This is a genomic window from Saccharospirillum sp., from assembly GCF_039982735.1.
GTDB lineage: Bacteria > Pseudomonadota > Gammaproteobacteria > Pseudomonadales > Natronospirillaceae > Saccharospirillum.
This window is the reverse complement of the sequence record NZ_JBDWXV010000007.1, coordinates 113,149-134,942: the sequence shown is the minus strand read 5'-3', so window position 1 is coordinate 134,942 and position 21,794 is coordinate 113,149. Positions and strand designations below refer to the sequence as shown.

The window sequence follows — 21,794 nt, the reverse complement described above, 5'->3', positions numbered from 1 at the left end:
CGTCGCGCTTTGGGACGGTATATAAACAAGTTCTACAATGCGGTGAGGTTACACTCCGGAATCGGGTATTGCTCACCAGTGGAATATGAGCGAATGGTCGCTTGAAATGACGAGGTGTCCATTTTATCGGGGGAAGATCACCGCTTTTCCGCGCCGCCTTCGGCTCTGCTCCAAAGCGGCCCGTTACCTCAGCGTTAGGCAAAACTAAAAATGTTTGAACAAATTCCACCGACAATATTTGTAGCAGCAGGAACCATCGCTGCTGCGCTGATTTCGGGAACAATCGCTTTCCTGAATCTGATTATCAGCAAAGAGCAAGCAGTTTCGGAATTCAGGCAGCGTTGGATCGATGCACTCCGTGAAGAGATTGCAGACTTTCTGAGCGCAGCGAACAGCATTTCTGTGCATAGCCAAGTCGCTTTCGCAAAGCGTGAGAGTAAAGAGGTGCCGCTCGAAGAGGCACTGGAGCCTTTACACGATCCTCTCGGCCGACTGTACGCGACATATCACCGAATCATGCTTCGACTGAACCCCGAAGAGCACAAAGAATTATCTGTAAGAATCAATGTCCTCGAGAATGCGATGTCGGATCCTAAGGTGCTCGTTGAGCCCACGACTTTGGGCTACATGCTGGCAGAGGTGAACACTGAAGCTCAGTCAATGCTTAAAAAGGAGTGGACTCGAGTAAAGCGCGGTGAGGCGACTTACCGAGTAGTCAAATTGGTATCGGCTGTTCTTTTTGGACTGGCTGTGCTTGGAACCGGATTCATCATCGTGGAGTACATCGCAGGTGCCGCCTAACAAGGGCAGGCACGGCGACGCCCACTACATTGCGCCTTCGGCTCCATTTCGCAGGCGCGCATGCTGCAAACGTTAAGAGTTCAAATTGACAATGAGATTTATGGTCCGCACATTCGATGATCCGACTCGGCTAGATGTTCGCACGGAGTGTATGCAATCATATCTCGACTATTTAGCTGAGAACGAACAGGAGGTCCTGGTGGCGGGTTCGCTTCGAGAGTCTCCCTCTAATGCTCCAGTTGGTGCACTGTGGATTATCGAAACAGAGTCGGAGGTTCGCGCTAAGCAGTTGGTAGAGGGCGACCCTTTCTTTGTCAAAGGTCTAAGAAAGGAATACGAGTTGCTGTACTGGTCAAAAGCTTTTTCGCATTCGGCCACTGTTTAGCTCTTAACTATCACAGGCACAGCGACTCGCTTCACTCGCACGTGCTGCAAGCGTTATGCATACCCAATAAGGAGGTTGCATGGATTTCGATTTTGACAAGCTGGCCTATCCAGAAACGGTTGTTATTGATGGTGTAGAGTACAAAGCGCAGAGGGATACCTCAAAAGGGAAAATGAATATCCCATATTCAGAAGAACCCGATGTGGGAATTGGAGATGTGATAGTTCAAAAGGCGGGAAAAAGAGAGATACACTTCAAGGTAACTGATGTTCAGTTTCTCGAAGGCGGCAGCCTGAACGTTGGCACCAATCACCCCAATATGCTCACTCTGAACGTTCAGAATACAACGGCAGAGCCACACCTAACAAACAGAGCTTCCTCGACAATAAACATCGGCTCTGTTTCCGGCGAAATGGTACAAATCGGCGATCAGAACGTTCAGGTCGCAAATGTCAGTATTAAGCAGCTTGTCGAGCATGTGGCTAAAAGTGGCGACAAGGAAGCAAAATCAAAACTTAAAGCATTGCTCGAGAATGGTACTGTGGCCAGCTTGGTTGGCGCAGGGGCAACCACACTTCTCGGGCTACTCTAATGCATAACAATTCGCGTCATACGGATGCCCTTTACGCCGCTTCGCTCTGTAAAGGCCACCGGTGCGCTCTGCGTTAGCTTTCAGTAGGAATTAGGCATGATCGAAATATTCTTCTCGTACGCACACGAAGATGAAAGGCTTATGGATGAAGTAAGAAGGCAGATGATCGTCTATGAGCGGGAAGGATATTTGCTGAAATGGCACGATCGAATGATTCCTCCAGGAGATCAGTGGAAAGGTACGATCGACGATCGTTTACGAAACGCGAAAATTATTTTGCTTTTTCTTAGCCCTCACTTTATTGAGTCTCGGTATTGCTACGAAATTGAGGGCCAAGAGGCGTTGAAAAGGAATGCGAGTGGCGAAGCAGTTGTAATACCAGTCATTCTTAGACCTTGTGCTTGGACAGCCTCACCCTATGGAGAATTACAGGCGGTGCCCACAGATGGGAAGCCTATTTCAACGTGGGATAACATTGATATTGCTAGCCTAGAAGTAGCTGAATCCATATTTGAACAAGTTAAACAAATCGAAAGCTAACCAGGCGGTCAACCGGACGCCAAAAGCGGGGTGCTTTTGGTCCCCTCCGCTGCGCTCCGGCGCCGGTTACCGTAGGCGTTATGTGATTTAAGAGTTATGCCAGCACCTAAAGATATTGAAGCAGAAATATATTTTCTCACTGCAGAAGAAGGCGGTAGGTCTACGCCAGCCTTTACTGGTTACAGGCCGCAATTTTATTATAACGAGCATGATTGGGATGCTTCACATGTTTATCCTGACGTAGAAGTTGCAAACCCTGGTGAAACTGTTCGAGCTTATCTAGGCTTTCTAAGCCCACAAGAACATCTCGGCAAAGTTCATGTGGGCATGAAATTCCTAATTAGAGAAGGTGCTCGTACTGTGGGTAAAGGCGTAATAACTAAAATTATTGAACTAGAGCAGTCCGCAAATCGTGAAAAGTAGTCAGCCACATAACAAGTTGCTCAAACATCGTTCCGGCCAAAAAACGGCCTCCACTGGACGCGCTAACGCGCGCCGTTTAGCAAAGCGTTATGTAGTCACTGCGCGGCGATTGCCAAGAATGAGAACAAAGGGGGTTCGCAATGTTTGAGTACACTATAGTCCACTGGATGACATTTCTTGCTGCGGCGGCCCTTCTGAACTTGTCCCCCGGCCCAGATATCGCGTTCATTTTAGGGCAGACCTTGCGCAACGGACGTCGACATGGGTTCGCTGCGATGATTGGCATATGGACCGGTGCAGGGTTGCATGTAGTAATGGCAGCGGTGGGTCTTTCCGCAATCCTTGCGACTTCCGCCTTAGCATTTTCTGTTGTTAAGTGGGTAGGTGCTGCGTATCTAGTCTGGCTTGGTATAAAAATGCTGATGTCGCGTGGTGACTCGTTTATATCCAACGAGGACGGTAGCAATCAACGGATACATTCGATCTATTGGCAAGGAGTCCTTGTATCTGCACTTAACCCGAAAGTAGCCATATTCTTCCTTGCCTTCTTGCCGCAGTTTGTCGTGGAAGGCGCTGGTGCTGCGAGTGCTCAGTTGTTCTTGCATGGAACGTTGATCATTGTCGTGGCGGCTTTCATAGAGCCACCTTTGGTTTTGGCGGGGTCAAAGTTAGGAGCATTCTTGAGGCAAAATCGGCGAGTTGGCTTATGGATGGACCGGGGCCTTGGGGCTCTGTTCGTCGCCTTGGGCGCACGCCTTGCTGCCAGTACCAGGTAATATAGGAGAGCAGTCCGATCTTTAACTACATAACCAGGCCATGCACCGGATGCCAAACTCTCCGCTTCGCTGCGGTATTGTCACCGGTGATGGCGGGCGTTATGGGTCGTAGACATCATGGGTAAAAAGTTGCCACCAGAACAATTAGAGCTCTACAAAAGGATTGATGAAATTCTCTTTTATAAGTGGGACCCAATTGGAATCTCCGATGGTGGCTGGGCTAGAGATGAATACCAATCATATTTACCGAGAGTTTTTAGAATGGCATTGGAATATAGGTCGCCCGATAAAATTGCGAAATACATGACAATCGTCGCTACCCAAAGCATGGGGCTTTCTGAAGCAAAGGGGCATGACTTGACCATTGCTAAATTAATCCTAGAAGTAAAAGAGTCAATTGGCATTGAGAGTTGATGCCAATCAAACCCATAACCAGCGGCTGCACCGGACAAATTTCCGCTGTCACCTTTTGTGCAAAGATACGCACAAAAGCCGCCATCAAAAATTTGCTCGGTGAGCCGGGCGTTAACTGCTACTGAAAAGGAGTTCACATGAGCTATCAGGCGGTAAATTTCAAGAACAAGCTCGGCCTCTTCGATGAGCAATGGTCACCGAAGGTCATCGCCGAGATGAATGACTACCAGTTTAAAGTCGTTAAAATCCAAGGCGAGTTTGTGTGGCATGACCACAAAGACACGGATGAAACGTTTATAGTCCTGGAGGGCAGTCTCAGAATCGACTTCAGAGATGGCTGTGTGGAGCTGTCTGCAGGCGAGATGTACGTGGTTCCAAAGGGCATCGAACACAAGCCTTATGCGGAAAATGAAGCAAAAGTTTTGCTTATCGAGCCACGTGGCGTCGTGAATACTGGAGACGAGGCTGGTAGCCAAACGGCAGGAAATGACGTTTGGATCTAAATCAGTTAACAAGGCAAGTCACGGCGACGGTTACTGCATTGCGGCTTCGCCTCCATTCCGCAACCGCGCGTGCTTCGCGGCGTTAAAAATCAGTGGGAAGTAATGGAGCAGTACCTCGGAATTTCGGCTGCAATTTTAGGATCGCTTGGTGGCGCAGGAGTAATTGTTGTTGGGCTCTCCAGTTGGCTCGGAAAGGTTTGGGCTACCAGACTGATGGACAACGAGCGTCACAAGCATGAAAAGGATTTAGAAGCTTTAAGGGCCTCATTAAAAGCTCAGAATGATAAGCAGTTGACGGAAATCTCAAGTGACTATGAGATCTTCAAACAGACGCATCTCCGCGAACATAACGATAAGCTCGCGATATATCGTGCCGCACTTGACACAATCGTTCCCATTTTGGCAAAAATCGAGCTTTTAGTTATTGGAGAGCGAGGCGAGCTGTCGACTGAAGAGAAAGAAGCATTTGAAAATGACAGGCTGCGCATCTACGGATACCTCGCGATGCTTGCTCCACTGCCTGTAATGGATGCAAATGATGCTTTCATCGATCTTTTGCTAGCCCTGATTTATGACGGTGAACAAACTAATTGGGAAACAGTCAGGAATTCTGCGTTACGGTTGACCAATGCCATGAGAGCCGATATTGGCCTCAATAAGGAACCGGTAACCTACAATGGTAGCCGCTGATTTTTTAACAAGGCCAGGCACGGCGACGTCTTTTTCGTTGCGGCTTCGCCTCCACTACAAAGCCGCGCATGCTTGCTAGCGTTAAGTCATTATGAAATCATTGCTTAAGATATTATGTTTTGTACTTCTCCAAATGAATGCTAGCGCATGCGTGATCAATCCATTTGACATAACGATGAATAACTCGGAACAGCTCTTTGATGAGAGTGATATCGTTTTCTGGGGTCGCTTGGATTCAGAACTAGTAAATACCAAGGATAGAGAACAGCTTGCGAAGTTTACGATAATTAAATCCTATAAGGGTGAGATATCGGGGCAAATAGCTATTGTAAATGAGCTTTCTAATAGCTGTTCAAGGGTATTTGAAATGCCTATGAGCGCTTACTATGTATATGCGAAGAACGACGATGAAGATGGTAACTACCGAATAAGTGGACGCGCTACTTTTGTTCCTCTTGAGTATTCAATTGAACATGAATGGGAGCCACAACTATGAGTTCACTTAACAAGTACAGGCAGTCGACGCAAAAAACGCGCAACTGCTGCAAGCGTTATTGGTAGTAGATGCTCAAGAATACTGTGCAATGGTTAATAGTATTGCTTACGCCTAGCATCCTTATGTTTTTGGCTGGAAATCCCTTCGCATCCTGGTTCTATACTGCACCAGTAGCTGCTGTGAATTGGATAACAGCAACGGGTAATATAGTTGACAAGACGACATTGTTAATTGCTAGCATCGGTATGCTTTTAGCAAGTATTATCTTGATTTGGAAAGTGAATGGGTTGCTATCAAAGGTATTAGTATCAGGGATCTATCATCTTTATTGTTGGTTTATCTATGTCTTCTTAGTAGGGTCACTAGGCTAACCAATAACAAGTCGCAGCAGCAACGGCCCAACGGGCCTGGATTCGCCTCCGCTCGCCGCTGTGCTCTACGTTAGCAGTCAAAACTGAGGAATCCATGAAAGACGGGGCAAGGGTAAATTTGTATTGGTCTATAGCTGCTCTGATAAGTTGCGGGCTTGGATGGCTTGCAGGTAGTACTCAAGGTTTTGAATTTCACAAGCTTCTAAACTTAATCGGCCTTTGTTATGACTTGATCGCTGTTGTTTTCCTCTCTTATGTCATACTAACTGACCGACCAGTACAAGCTGCCTTAGCTCATCATGCTTCACTTGCAGTAATTGCTTTTACTTTGCTCTTTCCTGCCGCATTTTCGGTAGGTACATTTACTAGCAGCGGTAAAGAATTAATGGATGGTGGCATCTACGCCTTCATTCTGATCTCCTTGGTACCTACATTGTATATTTATGCTAGTCCGGTTTTGGAGCCCTTGTCTTACAAAAATTATTCGCCGGAAAAGCGGGTTAAGATACTAGGCACAATTATTTTATTCATGGGCTTTGCTTTTCAGGTGGTGGCATCAACGATCGATACCTTCCTTCTAACAAAGCCATCAATTTGACCGCCTTACGCTGCGTTTCAGACGGCAAATTATGGCGGCGTTAAGGCACCAAGTTCCCCAAGAAAAGTAGACACCTAATCCCCACTTAACGGAGGGTGTCATTATGACCAAGAAAACGAAGAACAAGTACAACCACTACACTGAGGATTTCCGGCGAGAGGCCGTACGGCGCTCCGACGATCCCAATACCAGTGCCGCCGAGGTAGCGAAAGAGCTCGGTATTCACCCCGGCCAGATATACAACTGGCGCAGGCAGTATAAGCGGCTGTCAGACAAGCAATTCAATAGCGTCCAAGGGGTGGATTACTCTATGCAAGAGAGCGAAGAAGTCCGAAAACTAAAACGACAAGTGGCTGACTTGAAAGAAGAGAACGAATTCCTAAAAAAGGCGACAGCGTACTTCAGCAAAGACAAGTGGTGAAGTACGCTTTCATCAAGTCTCTTCGCGGACAACATTCGGTCCAGAAGATGTGCCGATGGGTGGGTGTTGATCGTTCTGGCTATTATAAGTGGCGGTCTCGATCACCCAGTGCTCGGGAGCTAAGAGGCCTGGAAGCGGAGCGTATGCTAGCTGCGCTGTTCAAGCGCTTTAAAGCTCGTTACGGTTCACCGAGAATGACGGTAGAGCTCAACGAAAGCGGCTTTTCCATCAGCGAGAACACCGTCGCGAAACTGATGGAGAAACAAGGACTTAAAGCGAGAAACGGAAAGGGATACAAGTATTTCCCGGGCATACTGGCCAGAAATCATGTCAGCGACAACCTGCTCAGGCGTAATTTCTCTGCCAGCAAGCCTAATGAGAAGTGGGTTTCGGACATTACCTACATCAAAGTCGAAAAGGGCTTTGTGTATCTGGCGGTGATCATGGACCTGTTCGCTCGGAAAATCATCGGCTGGTCTCTGGATACCACGATGACCAATCAACTTATCATGGACGCCTTCACCATGGCCGTAGCGTCACGCAAGGTCGAACCTGGGTTGATACTGCACTCAGACCGAGGGGTTCAGTACCGCTCAGGCGAATACCAGGGGCTCTTGCTGAATGAAGGGATACGTCCCAGTATGAGTCGGAAAGGAAACTGCTGGGACAATGCCGCCATGGAGTCATTCTTTGCTCGATTTAAAGTTGAAGCTCTATACGCAGAAGACGTCAGTAACAAGAAGGAGGCCTACTCCTGCGTTTTTGAATACATTGAACTATTCTACAATAGCCACCGGAGGCATAGCTCGTTGGGTTACAAGAGCCCAATGACCTATGAGAATGAATATGCGCAAATGTGCGCTTAAATCAGTGTCCACTTTTGGTGGGGAAGATCAGCGAATAGAATGATTCCAGTTGGATACATGTACAAAGACGTTCGTGAAAAGCCAGAATGGCTAAAAACCGAAAGTGTTGAAGACATTTATTCTGTTAGTGGCTGTGTGTCTGAAGACTTTGACGATTGGATTAATGAGTGGAAGCACAACGGATACTGGTTGTTCGATTCGCCTGACACAATGGAATCGATAGCAAAAGAAAAGGGTATCGATCTAACAAAAATGAAGCTTTTCTTTTACAAAGTGTCAGAACAGCAGTGGGATGAAGATAAGCAGGCGTGGGAAGACCACGAACCAGAAGAGTCTTTTAGAACAAAAGTGCAGCCACCAAGAGAGTCAAAGCTTGAAGGTTTTGATATCGTTTCACTTTATTCAAACACATCGTGTGAATGCTCACCACTGTCATGCAATCATTTGTCTGAGACCATAAAAACCAATAGGCACTGCCTCTTCGACACATATGAAGAGGCTATTAAATTAATTAATTCGGGTGAGCTAAAGGACTGTGAGCCTGGTCCTTATCGTATTTTTGAGGTCTACAGTGTTATACGCGCCTAACAAAGCCAAGCACCATCGCGCACTTCGTGCGCTGGACCTCGCTACGCTCGGCCGGTGTTGGTGGGGAATATCACTGTCCAAGTTTAATTGAGAAGACGCACAGAAATTCGTAGAGTCCGAAATTTCTCGGCTTCAAGATCCGTATGACCCGATAGAACGCTTATAGTGATGTCCACATTAGGCAACTATCAAAAAACTGGTTTCAAATCCATTTCATTAACGATGTTAAGGTGGGTGTCACGGAAGCGGGCTATAGACCAAAGCCCTCTTAATCGCGCCGTCGTAGCCTATCACTCACCGGTTGGCGGCTCGGTTTACAATAAGTGGGTCGATGGAGCCCATTCTATGAGTGTCTTTGTTCGGATAGTCGAACTGTTTCAACACATAGCGCATGGCGTTAAGTCGAGCCCGCTTTTTACAGTCGGATTTGATCACAATCCAGGGGGCTTCAGCAGTGTCTGTTTGAGAGAACATGGCTACTTTGGCATTTGTGTACTCATCCCACATGTCGAGCGAGGCTCGGTCTATCGGGCTGAGTTTCCACTGTTTGAGTGGGTGTGACTCGCGTTCAATAAAACGGCGGCGCTGTTCCTCTTGGGTTACCGAGAACCAGAATTTGATCAGGTGAATGCCGGAGCGAACCAGGTTTCTCTCGAATACTGGTGTCTGATGCATGAATTCGTGGTAATCCTCCTCGCCACAAAACCCCATAACGCGCTCCACACCAGCGCGGTTATACCAAGAGCGGTCGAACAGCACGATCTCTCCCGATGTGGGGAGATGGTTCACATAACGCTGGAAATACCATTGGCCTTGTTCGGCGGTGGTTGGTTTTTCCAGGGCGATCACCCTGGCCCCTCGTGGATTCAGGTGTTCCATGAAGCGTTTGATGGTGCCGCCCTTGCCAGCGGCGTCGCGCCCTTCAAACAGAATAACGACGCGAGACCCGGTTTCCTTAACCCAGTGCTGCAACTTAAGTAGCTCGACTTGCAGGTTGTATTTTTGTTTTTCGTAAGATTTGCGGCGCAGTCGGTTGCGATACGGGTATGAGCTTTCATGCCCATCGGGCAGTAGCTCGTCGTCGGAATCGGTACCAAGGTGATCTGTTCGTTCGAATTCCTCGCGCAGCAGAGTGCGTCTCAATAGGGCAACATCACCGGGCGAAGCACCGGTGAGTATGGCGCTGAGCTGGTTAGAAACGGCCTCGATCTCACCTAGGTCAACCTGGTGATTCCCTTTGGCGGATATCTCCTTCAGTACGACTTCCAGAGCTGCTTGAGCCCCTTGGGTGCTCTCTCTGGCCTTATATTCCGCTATAGCAGCGGGAGCCAGGTCTTTCGCCGTATCACCTGTTTCAATCGATCTGCGATTTTCAAGGCTCTTTCTGTTCTGGTGTTCGTTGGCTATCGGTGATCGCTTTAACATTGAGGAGTCCTTGAGCAACGATTCAATGAGGATTCAGCAGCGGTGATCCGGTACAGGCCTTCCAGTTTAGTCTTTCCTATGGATTCATCCACACAGAATGGCTGTTGGGGCGAAGCCCAGGTTAATGATCGCAGGGCTGGTCTGGTCGTCATTGGGTTAATGTGGATACCGAGCTTGGTGGGGTTTGGAACTGCTTTGATTTCGGGGCAATGGCAACATCCATAATAGTAAGCTATTAAAGAATAGATACCGATTAGTGTGGCAAATGGTGTGGTGGGCGCTTTCTTGGTAACGCGCGTTACGGAACTTGGCGTTTCTCGGCCTTGTTTTTAGCCGATATTGTTAAAGAATTACTCAGTTCAGCGACTCGCGTATCAGCGGATCAGACACTATTCTAGGTGGGTTGGCAGCGCAGACCTCTTCAATGCTAGGCGCCGGAGCCGACGCTCTTAACTCTGAGGGTGCACCCGATGTCCAAGATGATTTTTGTGAATCTCCCGGTCGCTGACCTTAACCGGGCGATGGCGTTCTATGCCGCGCTGGGTTTTACAAACAACCCTGATTTTTCAGACGATACAGCGGCGTGCATGGTGTGGAGTGAGGCCATCTACGTGATGCTGCTCACTCACGCGAAGTGGCGAACGTTTACCCAGCGGCCTATACCGCCTGCTAACGCGAGCGAAGTGATGCTGGCAATTACCTGCGATGACCGTGAGGCCGTTGATGCCATGAACACCGATGCGGCGAAACATGGTGGGACCGAAGACATCAATCCAACTCAGGATCTGGGCTTCATGTACAGCCGAAGCTTTGCGGATCTCGATGGCCATATCTGGGAAGCATTCTGGATGGACCCTGCCGCGATTCCGGGTGGTGGTTAGCCATCGCCGCATGCCGCCAGCCGTTGGGCTTAGTCGAAACCGGTAATCCTAAAGTGCAACTCACCGTGACGCCGCGGTTGCCTTTTACATTGCGGTGTTTAATGCTGAGAGGGGACTGTCCGAGAGGTATCGGCATCACGGCGACCATGAGCGACCGTCGCTGAACCGACTACGCTAACGGCGCGCTGGGCACTAAGCGATAATGCTGGGGGAATCATGCTGGAGGTAATAGACGAAGGGGTGAGCGCTTGGCTGTGGCCGGGCGGGTCGACGGTACTGGCGGTCCTATTCATCTACGGTGTGTACCGCATAGCGCTGGGACTGGTCCGTAAGCTGTCGGAACCGGGTTCGGTGCTGCGGTTATTTCTCGACCCATCGACTCGTGCAATAGGTGCCGTGGTGTGTCTGTTGGCCCTTTCGATCTCTCTGAATACCTTGCCACCGGATCTACCACTGCTGAGCTCGTTGCAGCAACTGACCACCTTGTCGTTAATTCTCGCCCTGACGTGGGCTGCGGTCAGACTGACCTCGGCGATTGGTGAGGTCATTGTTGCGCTAAACCCCGTGCTCGAAGGACAGTGGAAGCGGGCACGGAAAGTGGAGACGCAAACCCGCTTTTTGGTTCGGGGGTTGAATATCCTGATCGTGATCATTGGCGCGGGTGCGGCACTGATGACGTTTGAGTCGGTACAACACATGGGCGCGAGTCTACTGGCATCTGCGGGTGTTGGGGGGTTGGTGCTGGGCTTTGCCGCGCGGCCGGTGTTGAGTAATTTGTTGGCGGGTATGCAAATCGCTCTGACCCAGCCCTTTCGGATCGATGATGTTCTGTACGTTCAGGGTGAATGGTGTTGGGTAGAGGAAGTCACAGCGACCTATGTGGTGCTTCGTGTCTGGGATTTACGACGCCTCGTGATCCCGCTTCAATGGTTTATTGAAAACTCGTTTCAGAACTGGTCTCGTAACAATGCAGACCTGTTGGGTACGGTCTTTATTTGGGTAGATTACACCATGCCCGTTGAACCTCTTCGCCAGGAGTTTTCCCGGTTGCTTGCACAGTCAGATCGCTGGGATGGCCAGGTTGCGACGGTACAAGTAACCGATTCCAACGATCAGGCCATGCAAGTTCGCTTCTTGATGAGTGCCTCGGATTCCAGTCGGAACTGGGATCTGAGGTGTGCGATTCGCGAAGGCCTGGTAACCTTTATTCAGGAGCACCATCCCGACCAATTGCCTCGCCTGCGTGCGCGCCTCGTCGAGTAGAGTTGGCCCGGGCTGAATAACCAGGCCGGGCAGCGGTGCCAAAACCTCCGTTTGGCCCAGTATTAGATGACCGTGATGGCTAGCGTTAGGCTGTGCGCAGAGGAGGACTTTTATGAGTTTCTATGAAGACAAAGAGACTGTAGATAAGTACATCGAGATGTGTAAAGACTACGATGGTAGTAACATCTACGAACTGTTAATAAAGACCCTCAAGGAAGGACAGTCCGTTCTTGAACTCGGTACTGGTCCGGGTTTCGATATTCCATTCTTAAAAAAGCACTATCAAGTTACGGGCTCAGATTTCTCTGATGAGTTTTTAGGGCGCTGCAAAGAAAAATACCCTGATATTAATTTTATTAAAATAGATGCAAGAAATATTGGTATCAATGAAAAATTTGACTGTATTTATTCAAACAAGGTACTGCATCATTTAACCAAGGATGAACTTTCATCATCGCTATCCGCACAAGCAAGTCTATTATCGTCTGATGGAATGATTGCACATTCGTTCTGGATGGGCGAAGAAGATCAGGTTATGGAGGGCTTGCTATTTACCTATTACCGTAAAGAAGTCCTTTTGGGCATTATTTCGGAAAATTTTGAAGTGGTAACAACGTTGAGTTACCAGGAGTTTGAAAAAGATGACTCCTTATTCGTGATTGCGACGTTAAGGTCAAAAGCATAGCAAATGAACGCTTCTGCCTCGCGTTTCTTGGTTAAACAGCCCGATGATCGACCCGTAAAACGCAGACAGATATCTGTTGAGTTGGTTGGCCGGTAACTCACTCAGAGTAAGTTCATACTTGTTTGACGTTAGCACCTTTACTGGGGGGCTTATGGGCATCGAACACAAGGTCGAATCCTGGGATGGCAAGTCAGCTGCCGACATCAGGGCGATCTATGACGCACACAGTGCAGACAACCACTTTGCTGACACTCTCATTGTTCTGGCGTTTACCGACGCGTGTGAGAAGGGAGCCACATGGTTGTTGAAGGCCTGGCTTGAAGCCGGGCATGCGTTGAATCCAGATCAGATATCAACGGTATATGCGTCACTCCATCAATTGAGCCACTGGGAGGCCAAGTTACATGTGCTGCAATGCCTTCCCTTTTTGTCTATCAATGATGCACAGAAGGCTTCTGTATATGATTTTTTGAGACTCACGCTTACTGATCACAATAAATTTGTGAGAGCTTGGTCTTACAATGGGTTTTATGAACTCAGCAGACAGCATTCGGAATATCTGCACGAAACCCGGCAATATTTCGACATGGCGATGCGTGATGAAGCGCCGTCCGTAAAGGCACGGATTCGGAACATCGTAAAGAAAGGGTTTTAAGTCGCACCGGAGATTGCCGAACGCGCCAGGTGCGCAGGCTTAGCCCAAAAATTGGCCTATCGCAGTTAGGCGGGCCGGGAAAGTGAGGCAAAGTCGGCTTTGGTGACAATCAGCTCACCTGCCGACGTCTGGTATTGCAAAGGGAGCCGACGTGAATTCGGGTTGACCACCTGATCGTCTTCGCCAGCGGAGCTGAAAATCATGGATGGCCAACCCAGTGGTGCACTGCTTTACCTGGCGGCGAGCTCTTCGAACAGGGTTTCGAACGAGATATGCCTTTCGATATCAACCGATCGATTGATGAGCCTGGCAACGTCTCTAGCCGATATCAACCCTCGAATCTCATGGGTCAGTCTGTCTATTACCAGGCAGTGCTGCTGGTGATTGTGCTTTTGAGTTTCCAGCACATCTTCAATGGTTGCCCGAGCGAGTTCATGATAGTCAAAACACTTTAGGGACGCTCTCCGGTGCATGAAATCAGTCGCTAACAGCTCATCACGGGCCGTGTGCTTGCTGACTTTTTTAAGAATATTCTCTTCCGACAGGTCGTAAAGGCTCACGATGCCGATGAACCTCTGGTCTTTGTCGAGCACCAGCTTCATTTTTACGTGAGAACGTTTCATTAAATTCTCCAGCTCCAGCGCTTTGACTCCGGCATCAATCACGTGTGGCTGATGCTGACGGAAATCTGTCAGGATACTGAGTGCGGGTGTTCTTCCGGTGATAGAACTCTGTTCTTCCGGCCACACCAATCTGTCGATGGACTCGGTGTTATACAGTGCAAGGGATCTCATTGACCATTCCTTCAATTCGATAGTAATACCTTGTGCGGCTCAACGCTGTGTGAGCTGCGCGTTAACGTTGGCCTGGACAATGTGCCCGGGCCTTGTACAGGTCATTACGATCGGAAGGGAGGTGCCCGTATGCGGTAGGGGTCACTGTGGTGGAAGCCACGGAGGGGGACGTTAGAGGAAGCCACCCCAAGCAAAGGTGGGTCAATTTCCTCGATCAGGTATTCAGAGCGAAAGCCGTCGTCGGGTGCATCCGAATCGGCGGCAACAAGCTCCTGGACAGTGTCTGACGCATTGCACAGCTGTGCCAGGGAGCCCAACTCGGTGTTGGCAAGCGAATTCCCCAGGCCGCCTAGAAGCAGCGCAATGGCAAAGACTGTAAGTGGCAGGAACCGTTTCACATGCATAACCTTAACCCTGAACGCGTACTAATATAGGCTTGATTTCACGTAATACAATGCCAGTGGGTGACTTTACCGCAGCGCAGTCGCTGGCAATGGCGCAAGCTGTTGGTTTTGCCACAGGTAGGTTGTCAGGCCCGGTGTGTTCAGTGCTTTTTGCAGAATGAAGTAAGCATCCCGGTCGAACGAGTCTGGGCGGCTCTGATGTTCAAGGTGTGCCAGCTCAGGAATGTCGGGCGCGGTTCCAAGGTACGCCCAATTCCAAACCAGGTGCCAGTCGGAGCGGGATGGCTGCTTTAGATCGGGCTCCTCAAGGACGATGGGGCCAGGCCACCCCCAGGCCTTTAGTTGACGGCTCGCCAACGCTCGGTAGAGCCGCTGGTTGTGTTGTGCCAGTGGTTCTTCTCCACAGCAAGCCCCCCGGCAGCGTCCTAGTTGGTGACCAAAACATCGTCCATTGCCCCGTTCGAGACCCAAAACACGCTCACACAGGGTGAACTGCTGGATCAGCGTTCTCAAGTGTTTGCTCGCGGACGCTTTGCTGCTAAACAGCCCATAGAGTTTGTTGTGGGCCTGTTCGGTACTCACTGCCCGAGCGACGAGCTGAACTCGCTCGCTGCCGGGTTCGATGGTTGGGCTGAGCGTCCAGAGCTGGCGAGTTTTTCGCTGGCGCCGGTTGTAGAGCGGCAGCAGTGTCTTGATCTGTTGGTTTTCCAACAACAACGCGCCGATTTCTCCGGCCGTCAGTGTCCAGTCAATATGCGCTGTCTGACTGACTAGCCGGGCTTCCTTGGCATCTGTATGGCGACCCCGATAGTGGCTTTGCACCCGCTGAGCAATGTGGATGCTCTTGCCGACATAGAGTAGAGAGCCCTGCCTGTTGTAAAAGCGATATACGCCTGAACTAGAAGGCAAATTTAGGTCAGACAGGTCCAGCAATGCGAGTGTCCGTATTCAGAGTGATTTAATGAGGGTACGCACTATACTGGCAATTTGGTCACAATCACTAGACAGCGAGCGGGATAGACCATCGCCAGCTGTAGGTTCAGCAGATTAAGGCCTGCCAGCCTGGTTGGTGTTTATCACATACCTGGGTGGGTGGTCAGCGCAATGAGAGTGGGGTAGTTGTCCCAGTGGTGCACCCGGCCACTGGTGCTCACGGAGCCGACAGAAACCGTTCAACGGACCAACTGAACAAGGAGTATTGATGATGAATATGGGTGCTTTCTCAATTAGCCTGACGGTAAAAGACATTCACGCTTCGCGTGATTTCTACGAAGAGCTGGGTTTTACTCAATTTGGTGGCGACATCGAACACAACTATCTGATCATGAAAAGCGGTGAGTGTCTGGTGGGTCTGTTCCAGGGGATGTTTGACAAGAACATTCTGACGTTCAACCCAAAATGGAACAGCAACGCCGAGGCCGTCGAGGGCGCACCGGATGTGCGTGATATTCAGCGTGCATTGAAAGCTAAGGGTATCGTGCTGATTGAAGAGGCGGATGAGTCCACAACGGGGCCAGCGCACATAACACTGGAAGACCCGGACGGGAATCCGATACTGATTGACCAACATGTGTGATCTGAGGATGCGAGAGCGTGCTTAACCAGTCGGTATGAAGGGAGCAGACTGATCAATGCCCGAATGCACCCTGTACCTTTAACGTATGGTGGTTGGTGAGAGGGCCGCTGCCCTGGCTGACGCCACGATAGACCCCGCACGGTTTGTTGCCGCCCGTCAGGGTGATGGGTTTGACGTGCCCGTGAATCAGGCGCGGGATAGGGCTTGGCGGGCAACCAATTGATGCTGTTCGGTCATCTCAACACGCACCGTCACCAGCCATTGCGCTCCAGTTCGGCCAAGCCAGCGGCCCGGCTGATGATGGGTTGATAGCCCAGTTTTTCTTTTGCCTTGGTGATATCGAGAGTGACTTCGACGGCAGAGGTAGCCAGGGATTGACGTGTTACCGGGCCACGCAGAGCGCCACCACTGATCCGGTTAGCCACATCGCCGCTCCAGGCCAGTGTTTTCAGCAGCCACAAGGGTACGGACTTATCCGGTGCGGAAACGCCCTGGGTGGCGAGCAGTGACGTGGCAAACTGCCGAAACTCAATGGGTTCATCGTCGGTAATGAAGTAGATGTCACCGTTTTTGCCGTGCTCGAGCGCCAGGCTAATGCCGGTACAGAGGTTGAGAATATGCGTGGTCGAGGTTAAGTACATGCCGCCGTTAATCCAGGCCAACTGCCCCGATTTTGCGGCGTCGACCAGGTGCGGTAGCGCTGTCGTATCATCGCGTCCCCATACAAACCTTGGTCGTACTATCACGACGTGAAACTCATCGTCGGCACAGTCCCGGGCAACCTGTTCTGCGGCCGCTTTGCTGCGGCTGTACTCGCCTATGGCGAGTTTTGGAAGCGGGTGGTCTTCAGCCACTTGCCGCAACGGACTGCCATTTAACAGCACGGATTCAGTGCTGAGGTAGAGCGCTTTTTTAATACCCGCCTGGCGCGCACTGTTCAAAACATTGAACGTGCCCTCTACATTGGTTCGATACTGCGAAACCGACCGATTGTCGTGATCTGTATCAGCGGCGGCATGGATAACCACCTGGCAGCCGACCATACCATCGGCCAAATCAGTGTCGAGCAGATCCGCCCGAAAAGCTCGGGCACCCAACGCTTCGACACGCGCCGCCGAGTCGTTGCTGCGCGCCAGAGCAACGACGCTGTGACCTTGTTCGGTGAGAAACCGAATCAGATTGCGGCCGATGTAACCACTGCCACCCGTTAAGAAATAGTGCGTTGTCGTCAATGTTCGATCCTCGAGCAATGGTTATGAGCGATTTAGCGGCGGCTTGCCTGGCTGGGTGTCAACAAGCCAGGCAATGTCGTCGAGAATGGCGCGCCGGTCGTCTTCCGGCCAGTGCAGGTAATCGAGCGATTCCAGCAGCTTTAGGCCTTCCAGTGCCAAATACGCCAGGCGAGCGCCGCGAGGGTTACTGGCGGTGTCGAGAACGGAGGTCAGCGTCTGTTGTTGGTTGGCTTGAATGATGCCGCGCAAGGTCTGGTCTTGGGCCAAAGCGGCGCACAGTTGCAACGCGACGGCGCTGAACTCCTCAGGAAAGGGCTGGCTGGCGGCGTCAATGCGCCCACGAATGGTTGGACTATCTGCGGCTCCCAATGCGTCTATGCGGCTTTGATTAAACGCATTGTCACGCAGGGTCGCACGACGCACGACGGCGGCAATCAATGCCTGCTTGGTTTTGTAGTCGTAGATCACCGAGGCTTTACTGACACCAGCCTGCGTGGCTACTGCGTCTAGAGTGAGGCGGGTGGCGCCATCCCGGGCGACTACCGCTTCGGCGGCATCCAGAATGGTCTCCTGGTCGATACTGCGTGTCCGTGCCATCAAGTACGCTCCTATTAATAACCAACTGGATGGATATTAATAGGAGCGAGGTATCTCTGTAAAGAGGATGATTGCTGATACGTCGGTTTTGGGTGGGAGTCTTCGGTCGCTGGTTGATGCGGTACTGTCGAGACGCTCAGCAATGGGTATAACGGTCCAAAACACGCATTGGACAGGGCACACTAAGCGGAAGTATCGGTGTTTATGACGCTTTTGCTATCAACGCCTCTGAATTGGGGCAAATACGCTCGCAGTCAGCCGTATTGGCATTGGCTCTTAACGCAAGCCAGCACTGGCTGGTGTTGTGACACTGGTCGCACTGCTTTCCCATCACCCTAAGTTCATTGTCTGAAAAGGCGGCTTTGTGGCCTCCCAGTTTTTCTTTCATTCGGGGGAACAGCACATGAGACGGGCGAAAGCCAACCCACTCGGGTCGTTTGAACGATTCCGCCACCAGCGACTCGAAAGTCTCATCCAGGGGGGTATCGAGATCGTTGATAAGTGCCTGATAGTGAGTGTTAGCCTCAATTCTCATCTGAGTAACGGTCCGGCTCATGTTGGCACGGTAGAAGCGACCGATGAGGCGGTTGAGCCAGGTGGGTTTTGTGGTCAAGTGCTGAGTTGTTGCGGGCATGTCGGCAGCCTCCAAGTAAGGGTGCCGACAGTATTGATTCCCTAAAGGCCGGGCGTGTTGACGCAGATCAACCCGGAACTATCACGGGAACTGCGCCTTTTGAAACTGACCGTCCCGCTAGCAAGACGATCTAGAGTGGTCTGTGCGACATGAAAGCCACCGCCGCGCCTGTAGGCTGGAGCAACACCTAATGCCTTACGTTACGGCGCAGCCTGTGATGCCGGCGGTTGAATACCAGCCCAAGTCGTCTGATGGAAATGACGTGTTGTTATCGAACAGGTGATGCCTGAATGTCTCTAAATATCGAGGTCACGCCACTGATCGTTTTTCCTGCCTTTAATCTGCGTTAACGAAACGTATTCCAGTTCGTCATACTCCATCGGCAGAATCAGACGGCTGGCGCTCAAGTCATAAACGCCCCAACGCCCGCCTTGGCTCACAAAGACAATGGAGGGCGTAATGATCTCAACGGCCTGATAGTCAATGGGTAAGAGCGTCTCGTTGCGCCGGTCAATCACCCCCCAACGCTGACCTTGTTGTACCTTTATGGTGTTGTCGAAATCGGGTCTTACGTCATCATAGATGGGGTCAACAATGATGTTGCGTTCGTTGTCCAGTATGCCCAGCCTACCCAGGCCATCCGGTTTCGGACCTGTTGGGTTTTGGTGGCCAAGCTCAACAAATTCCCGGCCTTCCAGGTCGGTAAAATAGAAAAAAGATTTCGTTTGCGTCGACCGATCTTCTGAGAAGACGTACGTCTTAGTTCTGAAATACCCTCGTCTGTCGTACTCGATGTCACTGTATTTTGGATCGACAATGTAGTCTCCATAGGTATTGATCAAGCCTTTAAAGCGGCTGTTGTGCGGGCCTGCAACAGCAAGTACGTTATCGACGTCCTCGTAGTAGGTGAACGGTTCAACAGTTCCGAAGACATAGTCGGTTAGAAGGGTCCCTTCGCGGTCCATCAGCGCAGACTGACGACGCATTTGGTTGCTTTCAGGCGACAGCACAACCGATACGCCGTACTTGAAGTGTGTTGGAATTCGGTAGTCTCTGAAGGGAATGACGGAGACGCCATCCCGGTTAAAGAAAGCCGATTGCCCTTCGGCATTGTCGACTCTCATTAAGCCTTCAGAAGCTTCGAAAATGGTGTCGTATATCGGTGGGATCACAATATCCGCATTGGCATTGATAAGACCGTCTCTACCGTCTTTCGTCACAATAGCAACGCCCTCTTTGAACGGGCCTATAGAGTCATAGGTTGCATTCTCCAGCCACCCTTTGGTAGCTGAATACAGGCTTCTTCTCGACCCCAGTTTTTCTCCATAGTAGTAGTAATCGATGAGGTATAGCGCTTGCTCATCAAGGTATGTCAGGTTGAAATATTCCGGCTCTATCACCAGCTTGCCGGTCGTGTCGATGAGGCCCTCCCGGTGTTTGTAGTGAATCTGCTGGCTTTCGCTCCCAGACGGGGTGCGGGTGTAAGGAACCTGCCGTTCGACGATGGCTAACTGATCTGCGCCAAACTCTTCAATATCGTTGTAAAGCGTATCGGCGATCAATTCGCCACGGGTATTGATGAGGCCCACCATGCGGTCGCTGTTTTCTACTTTCGCCAACCCGTACTCATCAAAGCTGTGAATACGCCTGAACCCCCGTTCATTCAGTTTGTTCCCATCCAGGTCGGTTAAGAAATAGGCATCATCTGCTTTGGCGACCAGGCCCCAGGGGTAGGTACGGCTTATTTGGTCGTAGCTGTAGTAGACATCAGGTTTGCTGGCAATGATCTTGTAGCGTTTCAAAAGGTCGTTAACCGATTGCGGGTCGATGTCTCTCGCGAAGTGGGAGATGGCACCCAAAGTCAGAAAGAGTAGCGTGAATACCAGTATTTTTTTCATAAGCTCTATATCGGGTCTGTACTTGAGTGAATGGCGTTACACCGGGTGGTGATCAGCTCGTGACCATTGAAATGGTGTAGTTGTCCTTGGAACCGCTCACAATACAGGGGAGCAGTGTGCCTGGTGTAAAATGGCCGAGCTCTTCCCGGTTGAACTGGCACACCAAACTGGCCTTTTGAGCGTCGAACGAGCCACCGTACAGTTCACCCACTAACTCGAATGATTGAGGCGATACGTCAAACCGGGGTGTTATCTCCAACAGTTTGAATAGGGTGTCTGACTGGGTTATGTGAGTGTGCTGTTGATCAAGAGAGCCCAATACGTCGATGTAAGCGTTGCTCTTGTTGACAGGGTCGTAAAACACGATCAGTTCGGTTCCCGGCTCAAGCGGGGCTGTCAGTACCCGGTTGTCAATTCGAAATACCTGGCGGTGGCCCGAGTAAGTTAGCTCTACCGACGTGTAATCGACTCCTTGTGTTGAGTTCACAACCTTGCCGGTCGTTCTTTCTGGCGGGCGGCGAAACCGTCGTTGGTTGAGCGTTTCCCTGACGGTACCGGGGATTTTTGCGAGCATGGGTAAAATGACAAAGAAGGTAAGTGCCATCATGCCAATCAGACCACCCAAGGCGGTACCGGCATTGCTTGAAAGGTAGCTGATGAAACCAAGGTCCAGTATGGCGTCTGGTGAGGTTTGAATAAACATGAAATATAACAACGCCAGCGCCAGGACCAGTGACATCATAAAACCGGCTACAATCAACATGCTGCGCTCCCTTACTCAATGAAATTGACGAAAGCGACATCCGGCTTTCTTGCGTTGTACTTGATTTCAATGATCTCTCCGGGGGCCACATCGTGGATGAAGTTCGGCGGGAGATTTTTAAATTCTTTAACGGTATCCAGGTAGGCGATGCTGGCATCGTGTAGCGGCTGGTGTTCGCCACCGAGAAAGGTGCCATTCGCTCTGATCGACAGTACTTTGCCTTTGGTGACCGCGTTGCAATGGGCTTTTCTGTATTCCTTTGCTAACAGTTGCCAAGCCAGGTGAATGCTGAACAGGCCACCGATTAACCAGGCAGGTGAATCAACAATAGCCATGACGATTGAAAGCACCGACATCCCTAGTACGATATAACCGTAGGTTTTCATAGCTGTCCTTAAGCGTATTGACACAGTGGGAATATACAGAAAGTTACAATCAATATGCAGGGGATGACGCAAAAATAGCTGCTATTGGCAACTAAAAGTGGCTTATGGCCGGTGTAATGTCAGGTTTGATGAACCCG

The 21,794-nt window shown here is 50.4% G+C and carries 30 protein-coding genes; 19 read left to right on the top strand and 11 right to left on the bottom strand.

The features are described from left to right. The 14 genes from ABJT94_RS04630 to ABJT94_RS04565 form a co-directional block, all read left to right on the top strand. Positions 1 to 105 (top strand): IS3 family transposase (locus ABJT94_RS04630; protein ID WP_348423979.1); only part of this gene is annotated, 105 nt, incomplete at its 5' end. A gap of 105 nt (positions 106 to 210) precedes the next feature. Beyond that, positions 211 to 801: a hypothetical protein gene (locus tag ABJT94_RS04625; RefSeq protein WP_348474491.1), complete on the top strand. Its 591-nt coding sequence runs from the start codon at positions 211 to 213 to the stop codon at positions 799 to 801. A 464-nt stretch (positions 802 to 1,265) separates the two neighbouring features. Next, positions 1,266 to 1,778: a hypothetical protein gene (locus ABJT94_RS04620; RefSeq protein WP_348474490.1), complete on the top strand. Its 513-nt coding sequence runs from the start codon at positions 1,266 to 1,268 to the stop codon at positions 1,776 to 1,778. A 96-nt stretch (positions 1,779 to 1,874) separates the two neighbouring features. Next, the gene (locus ABJT94_RS04615) at positions 1,875 to 2,318 is read left to right on the top strand and encodes a toll/interleukin-1 receptor domain-containing protein (protein ID WP_348474489.1); all 444 of its coding nucleotides are present in this window, start codon (positions 1,875 to 1,877) and stop codon (positions 2,316 to 2,318) included. A gap of 96 nt (positions 2,319 to 2,414) precedes the next feature. Then, positions 2,415 to 2,741: an elongation factor Tu gene (locus ABJT94_RS04610; RefSeq protein WP_348474488.1), complete on the top strand. Its 327-nt coding sequence runs from the start codon at positions 2,415 to 2,417 to the stop codon at positions 2,739 to 2,741. Between the two features lie 140 nt (positions 2,742 to 2,881). Beyond that, a complete protein-coding gene (locus ABJT94_RS04605; protein ID WP_348474487.1) occupies positions 2,882 to 3,517 on the top strand; it encodes a LysE family translocator in 636 nt (211 codons plus the stop codon). Positions 3,518 to 3,634: 117 nt separating this feature from the next. After that, positions 3,635 to 3,931 (top strand): hypothetical protein, encoded by a 297-nt coding sequence (locus tag ABJT94_RS04600; protein WP_348474486.1) that lies wholly within the window; start codon positions 3,635 to 3,637, stop codon positions 3,929 to 3,931. Between the two features lie 137 nt (positions 3,932 to 4,068). Beyond that, positions 4,069 to 4,434: a cupin domain-containing protein gene (locus ABJT94_RS04595; RefSeq protein ID WP_348474485.1), complete on the top strand. Its 366-nt coding sequence runs from the start codon at positions 4,069 to 4,071 to the stop codon at positions 4,432 to 4,434. A 102-nt stretch (positions 4,435 to 4,536) separates the two neighbouring features. Continuing rightward, on the top strand, positions 4,537 to 5,124 hold the full coding sequence (locus ABJT94_RS04590) for a hypothetical protein (protein WP_348474484.1): 588 nt from the start codon (positions 4,537 to 4,539) through the stop codon (positions 5,122 to 5,124). Between the two features lie 175 nt (positions 5,125 to 5,299). Next, complete coding sequence (locus ABJT94_RS04585) at positions 5,300 to 5,620, top strand: hypothetical protein (RefSeq protein WP_348474483.1); 321 nt, start codon at positions 5,300 to 5,302, stop codon at positions 5,618 to 5,620. 465 nt (positions 5,621 to 6,085) lie between these two features. Then, entirely contained in the window at positions 6,086 to 6,589 is a 504-nt protein-coding gene (locus tag ABJT94_RS04580; protein ID WP_348474482.1) for a hypothetical protein, read from the top strand. A gap of 103 nt (positions 6,590 to 6,692) precedes the next feature. Then, a complete protein-coding gene (locus tag ABJT94_RS04575; protein ID WP_348474481.1) occupies positions 6,693 to 7,010 on the top strand; it encodes a transposase in 318 nt (105 codons plus the stop codon). Then, positions 7,004 to 7,876, top strand: a complete 873-nt coding sequence (locus tag ABJT94_RS04570; RefSeq protein ID WP_348474480.1) for an IS3 family transposase — start codon at positions 7,004 to 7,006, stop codon at positions 7,874 to 7,876. Before ABJT94_RS04575 ends, ABJT94_RS04570 begins: the two co-directional genes overlap by 7 nt. A 57-nt stretch (positions 7,877 to 7,933) precedes the next feature. Next, positions 7,934 to 8,464 (top strand): hypothetical protein, encoded by a 531-nt coding sequence (locus ABJT94_RS04565; protein ID WP_348474479.1) that lies wholly within the window; start codon positions 7,934 to 7,936, stop codon positions 8,462 to 8,464. A gap of 294 nt (positions 8,465 to 8,758) precedes the next feature. Here the strand turns inward: ABJT94_RS04565 and ppk2 are convergent, their stop codons facing one another. Continuing rightward, the gene (ppk2, locus tag ABJT94_RS04560; protein WP_348474478.1) at positions 8,759 to 9,889 is read right to left on the bottom strand and encodes a polyphosphate kinase 2; all 1,131 of its coding nucleotides are present in this window, start codon (positions 9,887 to 9,889) and stop codon (positions 8,759 to 8,761) included. Between the two features lie 470 nt (positions 9,890 to 10,359). Here ppk2 and ABJT94_RS04555 point away from each other — a divergent pair, with 470 nt between their 5' ends. The 4 genes from ABJT94_RS04555 to ABJT94_RS04540 all read left to right on the top strand — a co-directional run bounded on the left by ABJT94_RS04555 (position 10,360) and on the right by ABJT94_RS04540 (position 13,373). Further along, positions 10,360 to 10,770: a VOC family protein gene (locus tag ABJT94_RS04555; protein WP_348474477.1), complete on the top strand. Its 411-nt coding sequence runs from the start codon at positions 10,360 to 10,362 to the stop codon at positions 10,768 to 10,770. 216 nt (positions 10,771 to 10,986) lie between these two features. Further along, positions 10,987 to 12,033, top strand: a complete 1,047-nt coding sequence (locus tag ABJT94_RS04550; protein ID WP_348474476.1) for a mechanosensitive ion channel domain-containing protein — start codon at positions 10,987 to 10,989, stop codon at positions 12,031 to 12,033. Positions 12,034 to 12,145: 112 nt separating this feature from the next. Continuing rightward, positions 12,146 to 12,718 (top strand): class I SAM-dependent methyltransferase, encoded by a 573-nt coding sequence (locus ABJT94_RS04545; protein WP_348474475.1) that lies wholly within the window; start codon positions 12,146 to 12,148, stop codon positions 12,716 to 12,718. A 151-nt stretch (positions 12,719 to 12,869) separates the two neighbouring features. Beyond that, positions 12,870 to 13,373, top strand: a complete 504-nt coding sequence (locus tag ABJT94_RS04540; RefSeq protein ID WP_348474474.1) for a hypothetical protein — start codon at positions 12,870 to 12,872, stop codon at positions 13,371 to 13,373. A 65-nt stretch (positions 13,374 to 13,438) separates the two neighbouring features. Here ABJT94_RS04540 and ABJT94_RS04535 read toward each other — a convergent pair whose 3' ends face one another. The 4 genes from ABJT94_RS04535 to ABJT94_RS04520 all read right to left on the bottom strand — a co-directional run bounded on the left by ABJT94_RS04535 (position 13,439) and on the right by ABJT94_RS04520 (position 15,480). Then, on the bottom strand, positions 13,439 to 13,576 hold the full coding sequence (locus ABJT94_RS04535; RefSeq protein ID WP_164743994.1) for a hypothetical protein: 138 nt from the start codon (positions 13,574 to 13,576) through the stop codon (positions 13,439 to 13,441). Positions 13,577 to 13,603: 27 nt separating this feature from the next. After that, on the bottom strand, positions 13,604 to 14,167 hold the full coding sequence (locus ABJT94_RS04530; RefSeq protein ID WP_348474473.1) for a CBS domain-containing protein: 564 nt from the start codon (positions 14,165 to 14,167) through the stop codon (positions 13,604 to 13,606). Between the two features lie 104 nt (positions 14,168 to 14,271). Further along, on the bottom strand, positions 14,272 to 14,571 hold the full coding sequence (locus ABJT94_RS04525) for a hypothetical protein (RefSeq protein ID WP_348474472.1): 300 nt from the start codon (positions 14,569 to 14,571) through the stop codon (positions 14,272 to 14,274). 66 nt (positions 14,572 to 14,637) lie between these two features. Further along, positions 14,638 to 15,480, bottom strand: a complete 843-nt coding sequence (locus ABJT94_RS04520; protein WP_348474471.1) for a GIY-YIG nuclease family protein — start codon at positions 15,478 to 15,480, stop codon at positions 14,638 to 14,640. 292 nt (positions 15,481 to 15,772) lie between these two features. Between ABJT94_RS04520 and ABJT94_RS04515 the strand changes: the two genes are divergently transcribed. Then, on the top strand, positions 15,773 to 16,147 hold the full coding sequence (locus ABJT94_RS04515; RefSeq protein ID WP_348474470.1) for a VOC family protein: 375 nt from the start codon (positions 15,773 to 15,775) through the stop codon (positions 16,145 to 16,147). A 251-nt stretch (positions 16,148 to 16,398) separates the two neighbouring features. Here the strand turns inward: ABJT94_RS04515 and ABJT94_RS04510 are convergent, their stop codons facing one another. From ABJT94_RS04510 to ABJT94_RS04485, 6 genes are all read right to left on the bottom strand, one after another. After that, positions 16,399 to 17,379, bottom strand: coding sequence for an NAD-dependent epimerase/dehydratase family protein (locus ABJT94_RS04510; protein WP_348474469.1), 981 nt, complete (start codon positions 17,377 to 17,379; stop codon positions 16,399 to 16,401). A 21-nt stretch (positions 17,380 to 17,400) separates the two neighbouring features. Next, entirely contained in the window at positions 17,401 to 17,976 is a 576-nt protein-coding gene (locus ABJT94_RS04505) for a TetR/AcrR family transcriptional regulator (protein ID WP_348474468.1), read from the bottom strand. A 202-nt stretch (positions 17,977 to 18,178) separates the two neighbouring features. Continuing rightward, positions 18,179 to 18,610, bottom strand: coding sequence for a hypothetical protein (locus tag ABJT94_RS04500; RefSeq protein ID WP_348474467.1), 432 nt, complete (start codon positions 18,608 to 18,610; stop codon positions 18,179 to 18,181). 296 nt (positions 18,611 to 18,906) lie between these two features. Then, complete coding sequence (locus ABJT94_RS04495) at positions 18,907 to 20,508, bottom strand: WG repeat-containing protein (RefSeq protein WP_348474466.1); 1,602 nt, start codon at positions 20,506 to 20,508, stop codon at positions 18,907 to 18,909. A 52-nt stretch (positions 20,509 to 20,560) separates the two neighbouring features. Next, positions 20,561 to 21,271 carry a hypothetical protein gene (locus ABJT94_RS04490; protein WP_348474465.1) on the bottom strand — a complete coding sequence of 237 codons (711 nt, stop codon included), beginning with the start codon at positions 21,269 to 21,271 and terminating at the stop codon, positions 20,561 to 20,563. Positions 21,272 to 21,282: 11 nt separating this feature from the next. Beyond that, positions 21,283 to 21,657: a hypothetical protein gene (locus tag ABJT94_RS04485; RefSeq protein WP_348474464.1), complete on the bottom strand. Its 375-nt coding sequence runs from the start codon at positions 21,655 to 21,657 to the stop codon at positions 21,283 to 21,285. Between the last annotated feature and the right edge of the window lie 137 nt (positions 21,658 to 21,794).